Below are 14,256 nucleotides of genomic sequence, written 5' to 3'. Positions count from 1 at the left end.
AACCAATTCCAGCCAGGCTTCATTCTTTAAATGGTAAATTTACGCTTAAAACCTGGCAATTGATATGAAATCATTTTATCGGAAGGCTTAATATTCAAAAATTCACAAACGAGTGGTGCAAAAGCTAATTGCGGAACTACTTCATCGTAAATACCAGGTTCAACTTTTGGACTAATAATGAAGAGCGGTACATCACGCTCACCATCCGTTATGCCGCCATGGTTCCCAGTTTCACTCATGCCATGATCAGATGTAATTAAAATGTGATAGCCTTCTTTAATCCAGATTGGCAAAAGTTGTGCCAACAAGCTCCCCATTTTTAAGATCTGCTCACGATATTCTTTCGATTCTGAACCAAAAATTTCTCCTTTTACATCTACACCAAGCGGATGGACATATAAAAAATGTGGGTCATACTTTCTGCGCAAAGCTTCTGCATCCATTAACACATGACTGTCTGGATAGTCATCATCCCAATAAAATTTTCCATATTGAATCGGCTTGGACCCATCCTCTTGCTCCCGATCTTCAATAAAATGGAATGGCGCGCGATTATACAGTTCGCTTACCCAGTAATACGATGCCGTCCCATTTTTTAAACCATTTTCTTTCGTAAGGTGAAAGAGACTTTTCTCGGTAGAAAGACGAACAGCTTGATTAGACGTAATTCCGTTTACTGATGCCGGTGTACCTGTTAGTAACACCTCATATAATGGGCGGGAAAGACTCGGAAGTTCCGACTTTACTTTATAAAGTGCCGCCTGATTCGTTTCAACTAAATGTTGAATAAATCCAAGAGCTTCACATGCTTTATCATATCTCATACCATCAACAACAATTGCTATCACTTTATTTGACATGTACTAACACCTCTTCTTGCCAAATCTGTGGTAGCGTTTTAGCCGTTTCTTCCCACGATTTGTAATCTTCAACTGGTTTTGCGTTTTTGTACTGTTCTTCTGGAACCATTTTTTCAGCTACTTCTTTCGGAAGTTCTACATCACGAATTGGACGGGCAAATCCTCTAGCTAAGTTAATTTGTCCTTCATCGCTTAAAATATATTCTCTCGTTGCCATCGCTGCATGAGGATGTTTTGCGTATTTGTTAATAATTGTTGCGTAACCACTTACTACTGAACCCTCACTTGGAATGCTCACTTCAAATTGATCGCGGTTGATTTGTTCAGCGTAACCAAGAGCATTGAAGTCCCATACTAAGGCAACTTCCACCTCCCCTTTTTCGATATTAGCTGGTTTAGCATCTGTTAAGCTTAGACGCCCCTGCTCAGCAAGCTTCGCAAAAAAGTCAATTCCTGGTTGAATATTTGTTTCATCACCGCCGTAAGCCATCGCAGCAGCAAGAACGGCCATTTGGTTTTGTGCACCACGCTGAACATCACCAACAGTTACTTTATAATCCCCTTTTAATATGTCATCCCAAGATTTTGGCGGATTATCTACTAATTCTTTATTAGTTAAGAAAGCAATCGTACCTTGGTAGCCAACAACCCAATCCCCGTTATCATCTTTTGCCCATTCAGGAATATCATCCCAATAAGAAGTTTTATAGGCGAGCGTTAATTCTTTTTGTTCCGCAATTGGTCCAAAGGAAACCCCTACATCACCGATATCAGCGGTTGCATTTTCTCCTTCAGATTCCATTTTGGCAATCTCTTCAGCACTGGATAAATCTGTATCAGTGTGTTCTAATGTATATTTTCTCATTACTTCATTCCACGTTTCTCCCCAGTTAGCCCATGAATCAGGCATGCCGACACTATTAATTGTTCCCTCTTCCGTTGCCTTTGTTTCAATTTCTTTCAGGGTTAACGAACTAGTTTCCTTAACAACTGGTACAGCTTCATCTTTAGTAGCTCCACAAGCAGCTAATCCTAGTACACTCATCCCTAACACTGCGGCTTGAATAGACTTGTAACAATTCTTCTTGAATCTAAAATTCATAAAAAATGCCTCCCTTAAACGTGGTTTTTTTAACGTTTATTACTGTTTGTTACGGTTTAATAATAATCTGATAGTTTTAACACTTCGTTAATCCCATATTAAGACTTTGTAAATCAAGTTTAATTTTCTCCAATTCATCAGTTTTTATTTTCATAATTGCGTCCCAGTTGCAAAATATGAACGATTGCTTTAGGTGTATCAAAAACAAACTGTTTTGTTGTTGTTAGTATTAATCAGCTTATTCGTAGTAATGGTTTGCTTCAAAGTCACGAGGATTTGAGTGTAACTAAATTGTAGACTCCTTAAATTCTCCCTCAGTTCACCTTTCCCCCAAGCTACTAAGAAGCCAAAATAAAAAGAGCAGCAAAAAAGCTACTCTTTTTTTATATTAAATGTTGAAATACGCTTGGTATGGGCAATGAGCATTTTTTCACATCTTTAAATTTTCAGCATATTAAAGAAACGTGGTATCATTTTATGGAAAAGGTCTCCTAAAGGTGAATTTGCTATGGTCCTTGTATATTGTTTAAATCTTATAGTTTGTTGTACGCCGTCAATCTACATTTCAACTGGCCCCGCATTAGTTGTAATGAATTAAATATTTTTTCTCTAGTACATCAATCTATTTTTTCTTTTGAGGAATTCCACTTTACTGAGAATATAACTTCGAAAAAAATAATTGGAACTTCCGAATATTACTTTTTATACTAGCTCGAGAATAAAAGTGATAAATATAGTTATCCTTCTCCCAATGTATCATCCAGCTTTTATATTTGGTATTTTGTCGACATAAAATAATTTCATTAACAGGGATTTGTAAAATAGATCCACTCACTTTTTTGACATTCCAACTTTGTCTGGTTCCGATTTTGTGACCTGTAAATGGAGGAAGAGGATCTGATAATTCTTTAGGGGCGGTCCATAACCAAAATCCGTTTGTAAAATCTTCTTGAGAACGATATAAAAAATGATATTCTGTGCCAGAATCATATTCTTTATAACCTATTGAATCTAAAAAAAATTCAAGATGATCATGAGGTAACTTAATTCCGAGGTTTACTTCAATTTGAATTCTTTTGTTAGACTCGTACCAAGTGACACGAGAAACTTCGTCATAGGAATCCCATTTACCTTTGTTAAAACGAGCAGTGTAACTACAGGTAGTAAAGGACTGTTCACCTAGTGTGTGGATAGAACAGTTATCGACTGCTTTTAAACTTTTTAATATCATTAAAATTTCTTTTTCACCAAAAGCTCCCTCTATAACTGACAGTTCAATATTAGTGAACCATCTACAAAAGCATGCGGCCTGATTACCTTTGTAATCTATACCAATAAATCCAACTATCCCGTCTATTTCAAAGGACTTTTCTTGACGTATTAAATTCGTGTCTGCTGTTACTACAGGTATCGCCCAATCATAAAAAAATTGCTTAATGCGAAGAGCTCTTCCTTCACTATGTATTTCAAAACGAATTGAAGAACGTTGCTCATTTGTTTCTTTTTTTAACGTAATATTTTTAAGAATATATGATTTAGGCAATGTAGGCATTAATAGGACAAAATTTGTATATTTTTGAGCTTCTTGTATGTCATGAATTAAAATTTCATTAATCACTTAAATTCCCCCTCAGCTAATTTTCACATAAGGAATCACATAATAAATCATTCATAAGTCCAATATTGACTGTGCCATCCTAATAAACGTCCCCAAATCACTTTTCGGGACAATTTTAAATTAATATATAAACCCTAATAAGTAATTATTTTTTATTTTTAAGTTCTAAAAGTATAGGTGCTATATTTAGTAAGATAGAAACAATTGTCAGAAACCAAAACGCCTTATTCATATTAGGTACTTCCCTTAAAGCCGACCAATCTTCACCTGTTATCCAATTAGATACAAGGCTATGTTCTGCACAGAGTGTCAATGCTGTAAATGATAACCCCATTGCCATTGCCAATTTATAATCTTTGCCTGTTCCATACATATAAAGATTTATTAAAGTTGCTACTATTGCAATAAGACCTAATATTAACCACATAATAATGTCCCCTCCCTTTTCAATATAGACATAAATTGTAATTATATGGTTCCCAAACCGTCGTTGAACTGCACCCCATTTGTTGATATTCTCCCCAATAGGTAGACAGATAAAAAATAACTGTTTATCAATTGGGGAGTTTTTTCATGAGTAAATACAGCTTTTCAAAAGAAGAGAAATTAGAAATTATTACGTTTTATCATGAAAGCCAGTTTTCTCTTAATGAGGTGGCTGAATTATACAAAGTACATCGTAATACAATTAAGGATTGGCAAAATAATTATTGGCATTTTGGTGAAGAAGGTCTTAAAACATTAGCTAAACATATTCACTTCTAAATTAAATTACTGAGATAAAATTCATTTTCATTGTCTATACCTAATACAGTACCTGAATCTAAAGAAATCTCTATTGGAAAAACTTTAGATTCCTTTTCAGAAAACAACCACTTTCTATTAGAACTAGCTAATAACAAATATACTTTTGTTTTTTTGTCACTCATAAAAGACAGAGAAGTGCTAGTAATCTCTGAATCACTGCGTTCTACAATATGATTGTTCATCAAATAATTCACAACATCCATTTTATCTGGCACTATTAAACTCATTTCTGAAAGTTTTTGAATGCTACCTAAAGAAAACGGTTTATCACTTGACGGATTATCTTCTAATCTAGCTATAAATTCAATAATATTACCTGAAGGGTCCTCAAAATAAAATGATTTTGCAACAGAGTATGTAAAATTAATTTCGTCTGCTCCATTTTCAGTTAAAAGATTCGTTTTATTTTTAATCCAAATTTTTGCTTCTCCAAATTGATTAGATGGAATGTCGCATGCAAAATGGTAATAAGGCTTTCCAAGAACATCTTTATCATTAAATTCAATTGAACTTTTACCTAATGTTATTTGGAAACTATTTAGAGTTTCGTTCTCTATGGTGAAACCTAAAATCTGTTCATAAAATTCCTTCATCTCTTTAAGTTTGTGTGTTTTCAATTTTGCGTTTGTTATATCCATAATTCTTATCCCCTTAATTATTCTTTTAATAAAATGTTATATTAATACTTAAGAAGAAAATATTAGACTTAAGGATGAAGAACTTTTACAACTGGAATTTTTCCAAATGACTCAACTATTGGAATAGATCAATTTTAGTTATTGCAATAAACTAAATGGTCGGCCCATTCATCATTTTCTTATATAAAACCTTTACGAATAAATTCAAATTTTATCCCTACACTTTCTATCAATTTAATGGAAGGAGTATTATCAATATTAATATGAGCTTCAATTCGATGAAATTTCAATTGGTCAATTGCTAGCGTAAGAGCAGCACTCACCGCTTCTTTGCCTTAACCATTTCTCCAATGCTGATTATGAATTGTATATCCTATCCTCCCGCATTGAAAATCATCTCTTGCTAATGTTGAAAAATCAATCATACCTAGATGTGTTCCCTCTACTTTACTAAACACACCGAATACGTAAGTAATATCTGTAAGTGCTAATTTTTTGTGTTTGTCTACTAAATGATGAAACCACTCTAGTGTACATTCACTTATATCTATTTCCCTTATCGTTTGCAATTTTGAGATGGATAACGATTTTCAAATTCCTTCAACCATTTTTCATAGACACTTTCTTTAATGGTCTTTTAATACATTAAATCCATCGTTTTTGCGATAGCGACACACAAATAGATTGGTATTTCCAAGGTTAGCTATTAGTGCTCTTTATGTGATGACTTCTTGGTTTTCATAGTTTTATGGAATATCCGATATTTATTTTCTTAATAAATTTGTTTTACCATTTCTCATATCCTCAAATAGTGGTCTTTGAACAATATTTATTTGTTCAATATCAATATTTTCCTCTTCGAAAAACTGTAAAGTAAGTGATTCATTATGTTCATCTTGGTAATCTAATGTTTTTCCATCGTCTAATAGTAATCCTTGTGCATCTATATTTACTTCAAATAAAAACATAACGAAAACTACTTCGTTACCATCAGGATATACATACATCATTCTTTTTCCAGTATAAACTGAAAGAAAATTATATTCTTTAACATTTATTCCTGTCTCTTCTTTTACCTCACGTATCATTGTTTCTTCAATTGATTCTCCTGGTTCCATTGCTCCTCCAGGTAAGCCCCAATCTCCATAATCTGATCTTTTCTGTAACAAAATTCTCCCAGTTCCATCTTTGATTAATGCTCCACCAGTAACAATAATTTTATTCATATGTACTCCCCCAATTTAATATTTTCTCGATACTGTTTCTTGTTCATTAAAATATCCGTTAAAGGATGAAACTAATTAGGAGTATATCCCCAATTCTATACAAGTTAGGTGAGTTTTTTCCCTGCAATCCAAACTTCAATAGCTTTCTCATATAGTCATTAAAGTATGAATTGGGAATGTAGGATAGATGCACCGGTTGCACAAATAATCAGATCAATTATTTTATCTTTGTTGCTAGTATTGCAGATGAAGTTGATGTTAAGTAAATTTCTGTTGCGATCAATCCGCTATGATTTAACCAATATTCCCTAACTTTATCAGGTTTCCCTATCCATTCTTCTGGAAAATTCTCTTCAGGAGTAAAATCGTCCATAAATAACATTCCACCGATATCTAATGTATTGAATAATAGTTCTCCTTCAATCGTTTTTGCAGCCGCTGCATCGGCAAAAATAAATTGAAATGGACCTTTTGCAATAACGTCTTTCCAGTCACCATAAATAAATTCCGCTTGCTTATGTGTAATATGGTTCGCAGTAGCCTCAATTTTTTCTTTTGAATGATCCACCGTAATAAATTTTATTGTTGGAGCAATAGATGATAGAATCCAAGAACTCCCTACGCCAAAACCAGTTCCAACTTCAAGTATTTTCCCATGTGTTACTTGCCCCGCGAGTATTGATAATAGTCTTCCCGCTTCATCTGAACAGGAATTTCCAAAACCCTTACTTTTGGCGAAAATCTTGCTAGCTCGAACTAATTCTGGAACATATGTATTTGAACGATATAAAGTAGACATTTGATTAACCACCTTAAATATTTTATGTTTTATGAATAATGCACCTGGCACACAAAAAATTATCCTTAATTATCACCAAAACATCGTACAGTAATTCCTTCTATCTCTCCTAAAAACTGCGATAATAAATAATTATGACCTGCTCCATAAATAATTAATCCTTTTTTTAGTCCATCTTTTTTAACCGCCATTATATTTTTTACAATTTTTAAATTGCGATAATACCAATAATTAACTACCCAATCAAAAGCTATCTCATCACTCATTTGTAATAAATCAACATAGATTTGATGGTTAACTCTTGATTGTTCCTTTGAATTTATAAATTTAAATAGTTCGATTATACTTGAGCCTTTTAGCTTCTCAGAAATTTGCTCCATTTGTATATTTGCTCCATTTAAAATATTTTGAATTTGCTTTACAGATTGTTCCTCTGTAATATCTTCTAAACCTTTTAAATTTGCTATTTCTTCGTTCCAGTCAACTGTATAAATGCTTGAATGATTTAATTTTTTGGCTAAACGAAAACCAATTTGATAAACTTCATTACTATTTAATTGGCCATTTTCGTTGATGTATTCTTTGTACTGTCGATCAAGTTCTGGTTGATAATCCATAGGGAACTCTACAAAAATCTGTTCAGGTTCAAATTCTTGTAGTACATTTACTAATTCCTCGAACTGTTTATTTCCTAACTTTTTTCTATCTACCTCGCCCATTTGAACAGCATCTGTTGTTGATTCTAAATGGATTGTCCCTAATAAAAGTAGCTCCATTGTTTTCTTCTCCTCGCACTTTAAATTTTAACAATTAATTTTATCTATCACTGCGATGTACATATTGGCAAAGATGCGCTGTTCATCTATGAATTGAAATGTACCGGATGCACGAACAATTAACTCGCAGTATCGATATAAAATTTCTGCTATGTACGGTGAGTACGGTCGTCTAGCATTTCAATTCCACCATTGACCCTTTAAATTTGATATTCATTGAATCTTAATTAATTCATCTGTTGTATAAGGTCCAAATAGTCTTACCTGAGTCCATTTGAAATCAGTTCCCCCGGTTAAATCAATTTGTGTTTCTCCCTGTTCTAAAAGTGTGTCAATTTCTTTAGCTAAAACATGTCTTGACTCGCTCGATTTCCTACTAAAGCAACCGCTAAACCTAAAAAGACAATAATAAAGGTGACAAACTATTTTTTCATAAGTCCCCCTATCACTTTAATCAAATTAAATAATTTACAGGAACAAAAGGTAAGTTTAATGCACTGGGTGTACAAACTATATGAGTTGGAAATCGAAACATCTGCAGCATTGAACGTAAGTCATTTATAATCAAAAATTGTAATAAAATAGAATATTAAGGGAATTATAACTTATTAGGGAATTAAGGTGAAGCACAAGATTATTATTTTGGACGGTGAGTTGATAACTTAACCTATCTTTTCTATAATAGTAAATACAATCCATCCCGAATTAAGGACTGGATTGTATTTACTAAGCGAGGTAATTCAAATGGAAAAAAATCTTCAAGTGAGAATTGTTTTGTTCCCAGTAATAGTAACGTTAATAACGATGTTTAGTATTTGTTTCGTCGAAGGGCATTGGGAATTAGAGGGCATAGAAACGGGTATAAACCTAGCGCTTCTTGTGCTTATTTTTTTTGCAATCTATTTTTTCACTATTACTCTAGTAGTGCCTATTAATATTTATTTCTCTAATAAAATTAGAAACAAGTTGGTTTCGTTTATTGTGTTTAATATTGTAGGGTTGATTTTGGTAGTTTCTATTGATATTTGGTTTTTATCTGTTTTTGAATTTAAATCTTTATATTTAACTTTTCCATTATTCTCAATTTTTTCATTAGTACTTAAATCCGAAAAAAACAACTGAAAAACATCGAAAAGGATTGCTAAAATAAATACATCGGGCGCACAAACAATTCGCTACAATTCATAAAAATTAGTTACATCATAAAGAAAGGAGTCCTATGTATGAAAAAATCTTACACGGGACTCCTTTTATGCATTTCGTTCCAAACGAATATGTATTATAATACTCTAGCTTTAATTCGTTTGACGATACTGAATGTTGTAAAAATCGAAATTGGTCCTAGTATAGCGGCAATAATAAGCCACATAGTCAACGAATCCGTTGCTTTTAACTCCTCTAAATTTGTTCGAATGAATACGACAACGCCAAATAATAACAAATAGCTCATCACATTTGGAAAGATTACGAGTAAACGAAGTAGCTTTGGTGTAATTGTTGGTTGTTGCATAAACCCATCCCCCTTTTCTCCATTATAACGGAATTATTCTATCATTTACTATGTTTTTCTAAAAATTCATGCAACACAGAAAATTACTCCAATCTTAAAATACTACTATTTTTACTTTTTCTCAATAACCTCATTTTGTTTCCATTCGAATTGCTGCTGGTCATGCGCGATGAATGTATTGGCAAAAACCTGCTGTGCTTCTGCTAAAAAACGAACTAAATCCTTCTCTAAAAAGCGTGCACTTATATGATTTAAAATGAGCGTTTGGGCATTGGCTTCTTTCGCAATTTGGGCAGCCTCGGTATTTGTTGAATGCCCATATTGTGCGGCTAGATGAATCGTTGCATGATCGAATGTCGCCTCATGAACGACTATATTCGCTTGATAAGCAAGGACTTTTGCATTTTCACAATATTTTGTATCCCCTAAAATCGCAACGATAAAGCCATTTTGAGCTGGTGAAGTAACATCCGCACTAAGCACAATAGATCCGTTTTCTAACACAACATTATTTCCCGCTTTTAGTTGTCCAAGTAACGGACCTTTTGGCACACCTAATGCTAATGCTTTATCGATTAATAATTCGCCTGCTAATGGCTTTTGCTCTATTCGATAGCCGAAGCATTCAATAACATGCTCCAGTGGCATCGCTTTTACAATAAATTGCGCATCTTCAAAAACAATGCCTTCTTCTACCTCTTCAATTTGTAAGTCATAGGTCAAATGTGTTTTTGTAAGCTTTAACGTTTGCTCTAGCCATTGTTTCAAGCCTTTAGGTCCATAAATCGTAAGCGTCTCTTCTCCACCTAAAAATGAACGGGAGCTAATAAAACCTGGTAAGCCAAAAATATGATCCCCGTGTAAATGGGTAATAAATAATTTATCCACTTTTCGAGGTTTAATCGTCGTATGGAGTATTTGATGCTGCGTAGCCTCCCCGCAATCAAACAACCAAATTGAGCCCCGTTCCTCTAATAATTTTAGCGCCAACGCACTCGTATTTCGATCCTTTGAGGGCATACCTGCGCCTGTTCCTAAAAAATGCAGTTGCATTCCATTCACTCCAAACTATTCTTCGTTTCGCAATAATTTCTCAATCGCATGTACAATCGCTTCATCTTTCATCTTAAAATAACGAATTAACCCCTCACTTTCAGGATCGATTTTCACCTGAGTTATTACACTCTTTTTATTAAATAAGTCTAGCCCTCTTTGTGCTTGTGCTAAACGCTTCTTTCCTTCAAAGTTTGCTGGCATTGTCACCAAAATTGTTGTGTCAATATGAAGCTTATTTGCAAGTTTTGCAACATAAGGCCCAACTGCTGAACTAACAGCACCACCTAGGCAAGCAATGATGACAATTGATTTATAATTTTTTAATATTTGCTTGATTTCCAGCTCATACAGTTCCGCACGTAACAATGTTTTTTCAAAATTACTATTGCCAAATTGTTCTTCCGCCGTTGTAAAGAACAGCATTTCCCCGTTCTTACCTTGCATATAATCCGGGATGCCCTGAAAATAACTCGCTGTTAAATCTGCCGCACTTTCGATTAGGTGCGTGCTCTTTTGTTCATTTTTCCATTGTATCGTTGCGTTAATAATTTTTGCTCCGCGTTCAGCTTGATAATCCGTTTTATGAGTTTCAAAAAGAACGATTGGAATCGGTCGCGCAAATTGCTGCCGATAATATTCCGCAATGTTAATACCCGCTGAGCCAAATAGGATAAGTGCCTGATTTTCCATACATTCGCCTCCCTTTCTTTTATTATAAATGTTTTTTTCAGAAAGACACAACTCGAAAATCGAGGATTTATGTGCATATATTATTTTGGCTATCTGTCTGATTGACCATTCTACCCATCACTTTTTGGTGTTTTATCCATCATTTTCAACTTTCTATCCGTCTGCAGCATAAATAATGTCTAGATTCCTTTTCAATAAAAGTAATGCCCAATAAAAAAACTATTTTGAGTGTTTCTTCAAAATAGTTTTTAATACATCCTATTAATAATTCGCTTCATACCAGACTTTTGCTTTTTGCACTTCATTCATTGTTAGTTGATGACCGTTTGTTTCCCATTGGACCGTCACGTCGGCACCCGCATCTAATAGCAATTTTTCTAAATCGGTCGCATCCTCTTTTGTACAGAGTGGATCATTCACACCGGCTGCAATAAATACCTTTGTGCCTGTTTGATTTGGCAATTTCGCCTGACGATCTGGAACCATTGGATGATGTAAAATCGCACCTTTTAACGTATTTTCGTAGTGAAATAGTAAATTCGCTGCAATATTCGCCCCATTAGAATAACCAATCGCTAGTACATTTTGACGGTCAAAACCATATTGTGTGGCTGCGTCATTAAGAAATTCATGTAGTTCTTTCGTACGGAAAGCTAAATCCTCCATATCAAAGACCCCTTCAGCTAAACGGCGGAAAAATCGCGGCATCCCGTTTTCTAAAACATTTCCTCGCACACTTAACACAGCCGCCTCTGAATCGATAATCTCTGCTAAAGCTAGCAAACTATTTTCATCTCCACCTGTACCGTGAAGTAATAAAAAAACTGGTTTTTCTTTTTTTCCTTCTTTAAAAATATGTTTCATCGTCTATTTCCCCCATCTTTATTAATGAATAAAAAGTCATTTGATCAGTTGAAAACCGAATGATCAAATGACTTTCAATTTTTTCTAGCGAATTGTTTTTAAAGCTGTTGACCAAGGAATAACTTGATCTAACATTTGATTTACTGAATCTGCTTGAACCTCTTTTGGTTTGAAGTCTGTTCCGTTTTCAAAGTCCGTAAATAATGATAATGCTGGGTGTACACGAACGTCTGCCACTAATAATTCCCCTAAAATACCGCGTAAATGTTCGGCTGCACGAGCACCACCAACTGAACCGTAAGAAACGATACCTGCTGCTTTATTATTCCATTCAATACGTAAATAGTCTAACGCATTTTTTAGCGCACCTGTAATCGAGTGATTGTATTCTTGTACGATAAATACAAAACCATCTTGCGCCGCAATTGCTTTTGACCAATCTGCTGCGCCTGGTGCATCTGCCGTACCTAAGAATGGTAGGTTATAATCTGCAATATCAATAATTGTATAGTTTGCATCCCCGCGCTTATCTGCAACTTCTTTTACCCAGTTTGCTACTTGTGGTGAAACACGCCCTTGTCGAGTTGATCCAATAATAATACCGATGTTTAATTTTGTCATTTGTTTTTCCTCCTGAATTTTCGTAGTTTTTTTATTTAATAAATTTTTAATAAATCCCACTGTTTATACTACCTTACTTTCTTTATTTTTATTCATATTCTTTTTCGAAGACTTTTGTCGAGCGGACCGTGTCAATATGTCGAACGACGCTTTCAATATAGTCACGTTTAGGCTCTAAAAATGGAGGCAATGATAAAATTTCGCCTACTGTTTCATAAGGTTCATCCCCCATGAAACCGGGTCCATCTGTTGCCCATTCAAATAAAATTCCTTGTGCGACACGTGCATATAATGACTCAAAAAAGAATCGATCCACATAACCTGATGTGCCAAAACCAAAACTTTCTAAACGGTCAATCCATTCATGTAAAACGGCTGTGTCTTCTAGACGGAATGCCGCGTGATGGACCGTACCGAATCCTTGACGACCTTGTGGTAATACTGTGTTATGTTCAACGATTACTGATGCACCATTCCCGCCTTCCCCTACTTCAAATAAATGAAGTGCATCTTCTTGAGCCGTTTCACGCATTACCATTACTTTTTCAAGTACTTCTTTGAAATGATCAAATTGTGCAATGCGGATGTGTACTGGTCCTAATCCTGTAATGGCGAATTCAAGTGGAATTGGCCCTTTTTCCCAAGGTGTACCGGATTCAATCCCTATATTTATTTCATCCGAAATGAACATATATTGTTGATCATCAAAGTCCACAAAAGATAGCGTTTGTTTGCCAAATTGAGTTTGAATGCCTGTATGCTGCACCGCTAAACGATCAAAGCGTTTTACCCAGTAGTCAAGCGCTTCATCTGTTGGTACTCGGAATGCTGTTTTGTAAATTTCATTCGTTCCATGTACGCCTTTAGAAATACCCGGAAAATCGAAAAATGTCATATCTGTACCAGCTGATCCTTTATCGTCAGCGAAAAATAAATGATACGTTTGTATGTCATCTTGATTCACCGTTTTTTTCACTAGACGCATTCCTAGAACATTTGTGAAAAACGCATAATTCTTTTCGGCGTTGCTTGTAATGGCTGTTACATGGTGAAGCCCTTTAATGTGGTTCATCCTAATCCCTCCGATTATCTCGATTTCGAGATATTATAGTAAAAAAATTTTAATTAAAGATTTGTATTTTGAAGACCTATCCGTTTTGTTAATTTTATAAATGTATCAAGTTCTTCTTCCGTCAGTATGTTAAATATCTGTGCGACCTTTTGCTCGTGCTTCGGAAAAATACTTTCGATAAATACTAACCCCGCATTTGTAAGTGACGCAAATGTTACGCGTCGATCATCGGGACAGGCAAGTCTTTGGACAAACCCTCTATTTTCGAGCTTATCTACGACGTAAGTAATGCTACTACTGGCAATGAGTACTCTCTTGCCAATTATTTGAATTGGTTGATCACCTTTATGATAAAGTAACTCCAATACAGCAAACTCAGTTAAATTCAATCCATTTTCTGTAATGTCTTGTCGGGACACTTCTTGCACGGCATTCGCAGCACGAAGTAATACAGTAAAAGCCTTTAACTGCTTATTATAGTCACTCATCGGCAACCCACCTTATTGTTTCGGATTCATTTATCTTTAATTCGAGATAAATATATCATGAATAATAATGACTGTCAACATGTTAAGAGGAAATTATTTTGAATTCGAGACATTTATTTTTCTTACTAT

Annotated in this window: 18 protein-coding genes; 2 read left to right on the top strand and 16 right to left on the bottom strand. The window is 34.6% G+C overall.

The features are described 5' to 3' along the window. Positions 1-26: 26 nt before the first annotated feature. The 4 genes from CSE16_RS07965 to CSE16_RS07950 form a co-directional block, all read right to left on the bottom strand. Positions 27-860 (bottom strand): alkaline phosphatase family protein, encoded by an 834-nt coding sequence (locus tag CSE16_RS07965; RefSeq protein WP_099423409.1) that lies wholly within the window; start codon positions 858-860, stop codon positions 27-29. Next, positions 850-1,962: an ABC transporter substrate-binding protein gene (locus CSE16_RS07960; protein ID WP_099423408.1), complete on the bottom strand. Its 1,113-nt coding sequence runs from the start codon at positions 1,960-1,962 to the stop codon at positions 850-852. The genes CSE16_RS07965 and CSE16_RS07960 overlap by 11 nt, the downstream gene beginning before the upstream one ends. 649 nt (positions 1,963-2,611) lie before the next feature. Next, complete coding sequence (locus CSE16_RS07955) at positions 2,612-3,580, bottom strand: hypothetical protein (protein WP_099423407.1); 969 nt, start codon at positions 3,578-3,580, stop codon at positions 2,612-2,614. Between the two features lie 145 nt (positions 3,581-3,725). Next, the gene (locus CSE16_RS07950) at positions 3,726-4,007 is read right to left on the bottom strand and encodes a hypothetical protein (protein WP_099423406.1); all 282 of its coding nucleotides are present in this window, start codon (positions 4,005-4,007) and stop codon (positions 3,726-3,728) included. A 146-nt stretch (positions 4,008-4,153) separates the two neighbouring features. On the opposite strand from CSE16_RS07950, the gene CSE16_RS07945 reads away from it, so the two are divergent. Next, the gene (locus tag CSE16_RS07945) at positions 4,154-4,345 is read left to right on the top strand and encodes a helix-turn-helix domain-containing protein (protein ID WP_099423405.1); all 192 of its coding nucleotides are present in this window, start codon (positions 4,154-4,156) and stop codon (positions 4,343-4,345) included. On the opposite strand, the gene CSE16_RS07940 is transcribed toward CSE16_RS07945, so the two are convergent. The 5 genes from CSE16_RS07940 to CSE16_RS07920 form a co-directional block, all read right to left on the bottom strand. After that, on the bottom strand, positions 4,342-5,025 hold the full coding sequence (locus CSE16_RS07940) for a VOC family protein (protein WP_099423404.1): 684 nt from the start codon (positions 5,023-5,025) through the stop codon (positions 4,342-4,344). The genes CSE16_RS07945 and CSE16_RS07940 overlap by 4 nt on opposite strands. Positions 5,026-5,204: 179 nt before the next feature. Beyond that, the gene (locus CSE16_RS22155; RefSeq protein ID WP_371514583.1) at positions 5,205-5,348 is read right to left on the bottom strand and encodes a GNAT family N-acetyltransferase; all 144 of its coding nucleotides are present in this window, start codon (positions 5,346-5,348) and stop codon (positions 5,205-5,207) included. Between the two features lie 441 nt (positions 5,349-5,789). Beyond that, positions 5,790-6,251, bottom strand: coding sequence for an NUDIX domain-containing protein (locus tag CSE16_RS07930; RefSeq protein WP_099423403.1), 462 nt, complete (start codon positions 6,249-6,251; stop codon positions 5,790-5,792). Positions 6,252-6,468: 217 nt separating this feature from the next. Further along, on the bottom strand, positions 6,469-7,050 hold the full coding sequence (locus tag CSE16_RS07925; protein ID WP_099423402.1) for an O-methyltransferase: 582 nt from the start codon (positions 7,048-7,050) through the stop codon (positions 6,469-6,471). A gap of 65 nt (positions 7,051-7,115) precedes the next feature. Beyond that, positions 7,116-7,826: a DUF5694 domain-containing protein gene (locus CSE16_RS07920; RefSeq protein WP_099423401.1), complete on the bottom strand. Its 711-nt coding sequence runs from the start codon at positions 7,824-7,826 to the stop codon at positions 7,116-7,118. A gap of 744 nt (positions 7,827-8,570) precedes the next feature. On the opposite strand from CSE16_RS07920, the gene CSE16_RS07915 reads away from it, so the two are divergent. Further along, positions 8,571-8,948, top strand: a complete 378-nt coding sequence (locus tag CSE16_RS07915) for a pilus assembly protein PilB (RefSeq protein ID WP_099423400.1) — start codon at positions 8,571-8,573, stop codon at positions 8,946-8,948. A 157-nt stretch (positions 8,949-9,105) separates the two neighbouring features. On the opposite strand, the gene CSE16_RS07910 is transcribed toward CSE16_RS07915, so the two are convergent. The 7 genes from CSE16_RS07910 to CSE16_RS07880 form a co-directional block, all read right to left on the bottom strand. Next, on the bottom strand, positions 9,106-9,336 hold the full coding sequence (locus CSE16_RS07910; protein WP_099423399.1) for an acyl-phosphate glycerol 3-phosphate acyltransferase: 231 nt from the start codon (positions 9,334-9,336) through the stop codon (positions 9,106-9,108). A 111-nt stretch (positions 9,337-9,447) separates the two neighbouring features. After that, on the bottom strand, positions 9,448-10,389 hold the full coding sequence (gene rnz, locus CSE16_RS07905) for a ribonuclease Z (protein ID WP_099423398.1): 942 nt from the start codon (positions 10,387-10,389) through the stop codon (positions 9,448-9,450). Between the two features lie 15 nt (positions 10,390-10,404). Beyond that, complete coding sequence (locus CSE16_RS07900; protein WP_099423397.1) at positions 10,405-11,082, bottom strand: FtsZ/tubulin family protein; 678 nt, start codon at positions 11,080-11,082, stop codon at positions 10,405-10,407. Between the two features lie 261 nt (positions 11,083-11,343). Then, positions 11,344-11,946, bottom strand: a complete 603-nt coding sequence (locus CSE16_RS07895; RefSeq protein WP_099423396.1) for an alpha/beta hydrolase — start codon at positions 11,944-11,946, stop codon at positions 11,344-11,346. Positions 11,947-12,030: 84 nt separating this feature from the next. Beyond that, positions 12,031-12,567 carry an NADPH-dependent FMN reductase gene (locus tag CSE16_RS07890; protein WP_099425786.1) on the bottom strand — a complete coding sequence of 179 codons (537 nt, stop codon included), beginning with the start codon at positions 12,565-12,567 and terminating at the stop codon, positions 12,031-12,033. A gap of 88 nt (positions 12,568-12,655) precedes the next feature. Further along, positions 12,656-13,639, bottom strand: a complete 984-nt coding sequence (locus tag CSE16_RS07885; RefSeq protein WP_099423395.1) for a ring-cleaving dioxygenase — start codon at positions 13,637-13,639, stop codon at positions 12,656-12,658. Positions 13,640-13,692: 53 nt separating this feature from the next. Next, positions 13,693-14,127, bottom strand: coding sequence for a MarR family winged helix-turn-helix transcriptional regulator (locus CSE16_RS07880; RefSeq protein ID WP_099423394.1), 435 nt, complete (start codon positions 14,125-14,127; stop codon positions 13,693-13,695). Between the last annotated feature and the right edge of the window lie 129 nt (positions 14,128-14,256).

Origin of the sequence: Solibacillus sp. R5-41 (genome assembly GCF_002736105.1) — a bacterium.
Lineage (GTDB): Bacteria > Bacillota > Bacilli > Bacillales_A > Planococcaceae > Solibacillus.
This window is presented reverse-complemented; position numbering and strand designations above follow the sequence as displayed.

Excerpts from the sequence above, each read along its gene's own strand:
- CSE16_RS07965 (WP_099423409.1), bottom strand. The coding sequence starts at position 860 with ATGTCAAATAAAGTGATAGCAATTGTTGTTGATGGTATGAGATATGAT.
- CSE16_RS07960 (WP_099423408.1), bottom strand. The coding sequence starts at position 1,962 with ATGAATTTTAGATTCAAGAAGAATTGTTACAAGTCTATTCAAGCCGCA.
- CSE16_RS07950 (WP_099423406.1), bottom strand. The coding sequence starts at position 4,007 with ATGTGGTTAATATTAGGTCTTATTGCAATAGTAGCAACTTTAATAAAT.
- CSE16_RS07945 (WP_099423405.1), top strand. The coding sequence starts at position 4,154 with ATGAGTAAATACAGCTTTTCAAAAGAAGAGAAATTAGAAATTATTACG.
- CSE16_RS07940 (WP_099423404.1), bottom strand. The coding sequence starts at position 5,025 with ATGGATATAACAAACGCAAAATTGAAAACACACAAACTTAAAGAGATG.
- CSE16_RS07930 (WP_099423403.1), bottom strand. The coding sequence starts at position 6,251 with ATGAATAAAATTATTGTTACTGGTGGAGCATTAATCAAAGATGGAACT.
- CSE16_RS07925 (WP_099423402.1), bottom strand. The coding sequence starts at position 7,050 with ATGTCTACTTTATATCGTTCAAATACATATGTTCCAGAATTAGTTCGA.
- CSE16_RS07920 (WP_099423401.1), bottom strand. The coding sequence starts at position 7,826 with ATGGAGCTACTTTTATTAGGGACAATCCATTTAGAATCAACAACAGAT.
- CSE16_RS07915 (WP_099423400.1), top strand. The coding sequence starts at position 8,571 with ATGGAAAAAAATCTTCAAGTGAGAATTGTTTTGTTCCCAGTAATAGTA.
- CSE16_RS07910 (WP_099423399.1), bottom strand. The coding sequence starts at position 9,336 with ATGCAACAACCAACAATTACACCAAAGCTACTTCGTTTACTCGTAATC.
- rnz (WP_099423398.1), bottom strand. The coding sequence starts at position 10,389 with ATGCAACTGCATTTTTTAGGAACAGGCGCAGGTATGCCCTCAAAGGAT.
- CSE16_RS07900 (WP_099423397.1), bottom strand. The coding sequence starts at position 11,082 with ATGGAAAATCAGGCACTTATCCTATTTGGCTCAGCGGGTATTAACATT.
- CSE16_RS07895 (WP_099423396.1), bottom strand. The coding sequence starts at position 11,946 with ATGAAACATATTTTTAAAGAAGGAAAAAAAGAAAAACCAGTTTTTTTA.
- CSE16_RS07890 (WP_099425786.1), bottom strand. The coding sequence starts at position 12,567 with ATGACAAAATTAAACATCGGTATTATTATTGGATCAACTCGACAAGGG.
- CSE16_RS07885 (WP_099423395.1), bottom strand. The coding sequence starts at position 13,639 with ATGAACCACATTAAAGGGCTTCACCATGTAACAGCCATTACAAGCAAC.
- CSE16_RS07880 (WP_099423394.1), bottom strand. The coding sequence starts at position 14,127 with ATGAGTGACTATAATAAGCAGTTAAAGGCTTTTACTGTATTACTTCGT.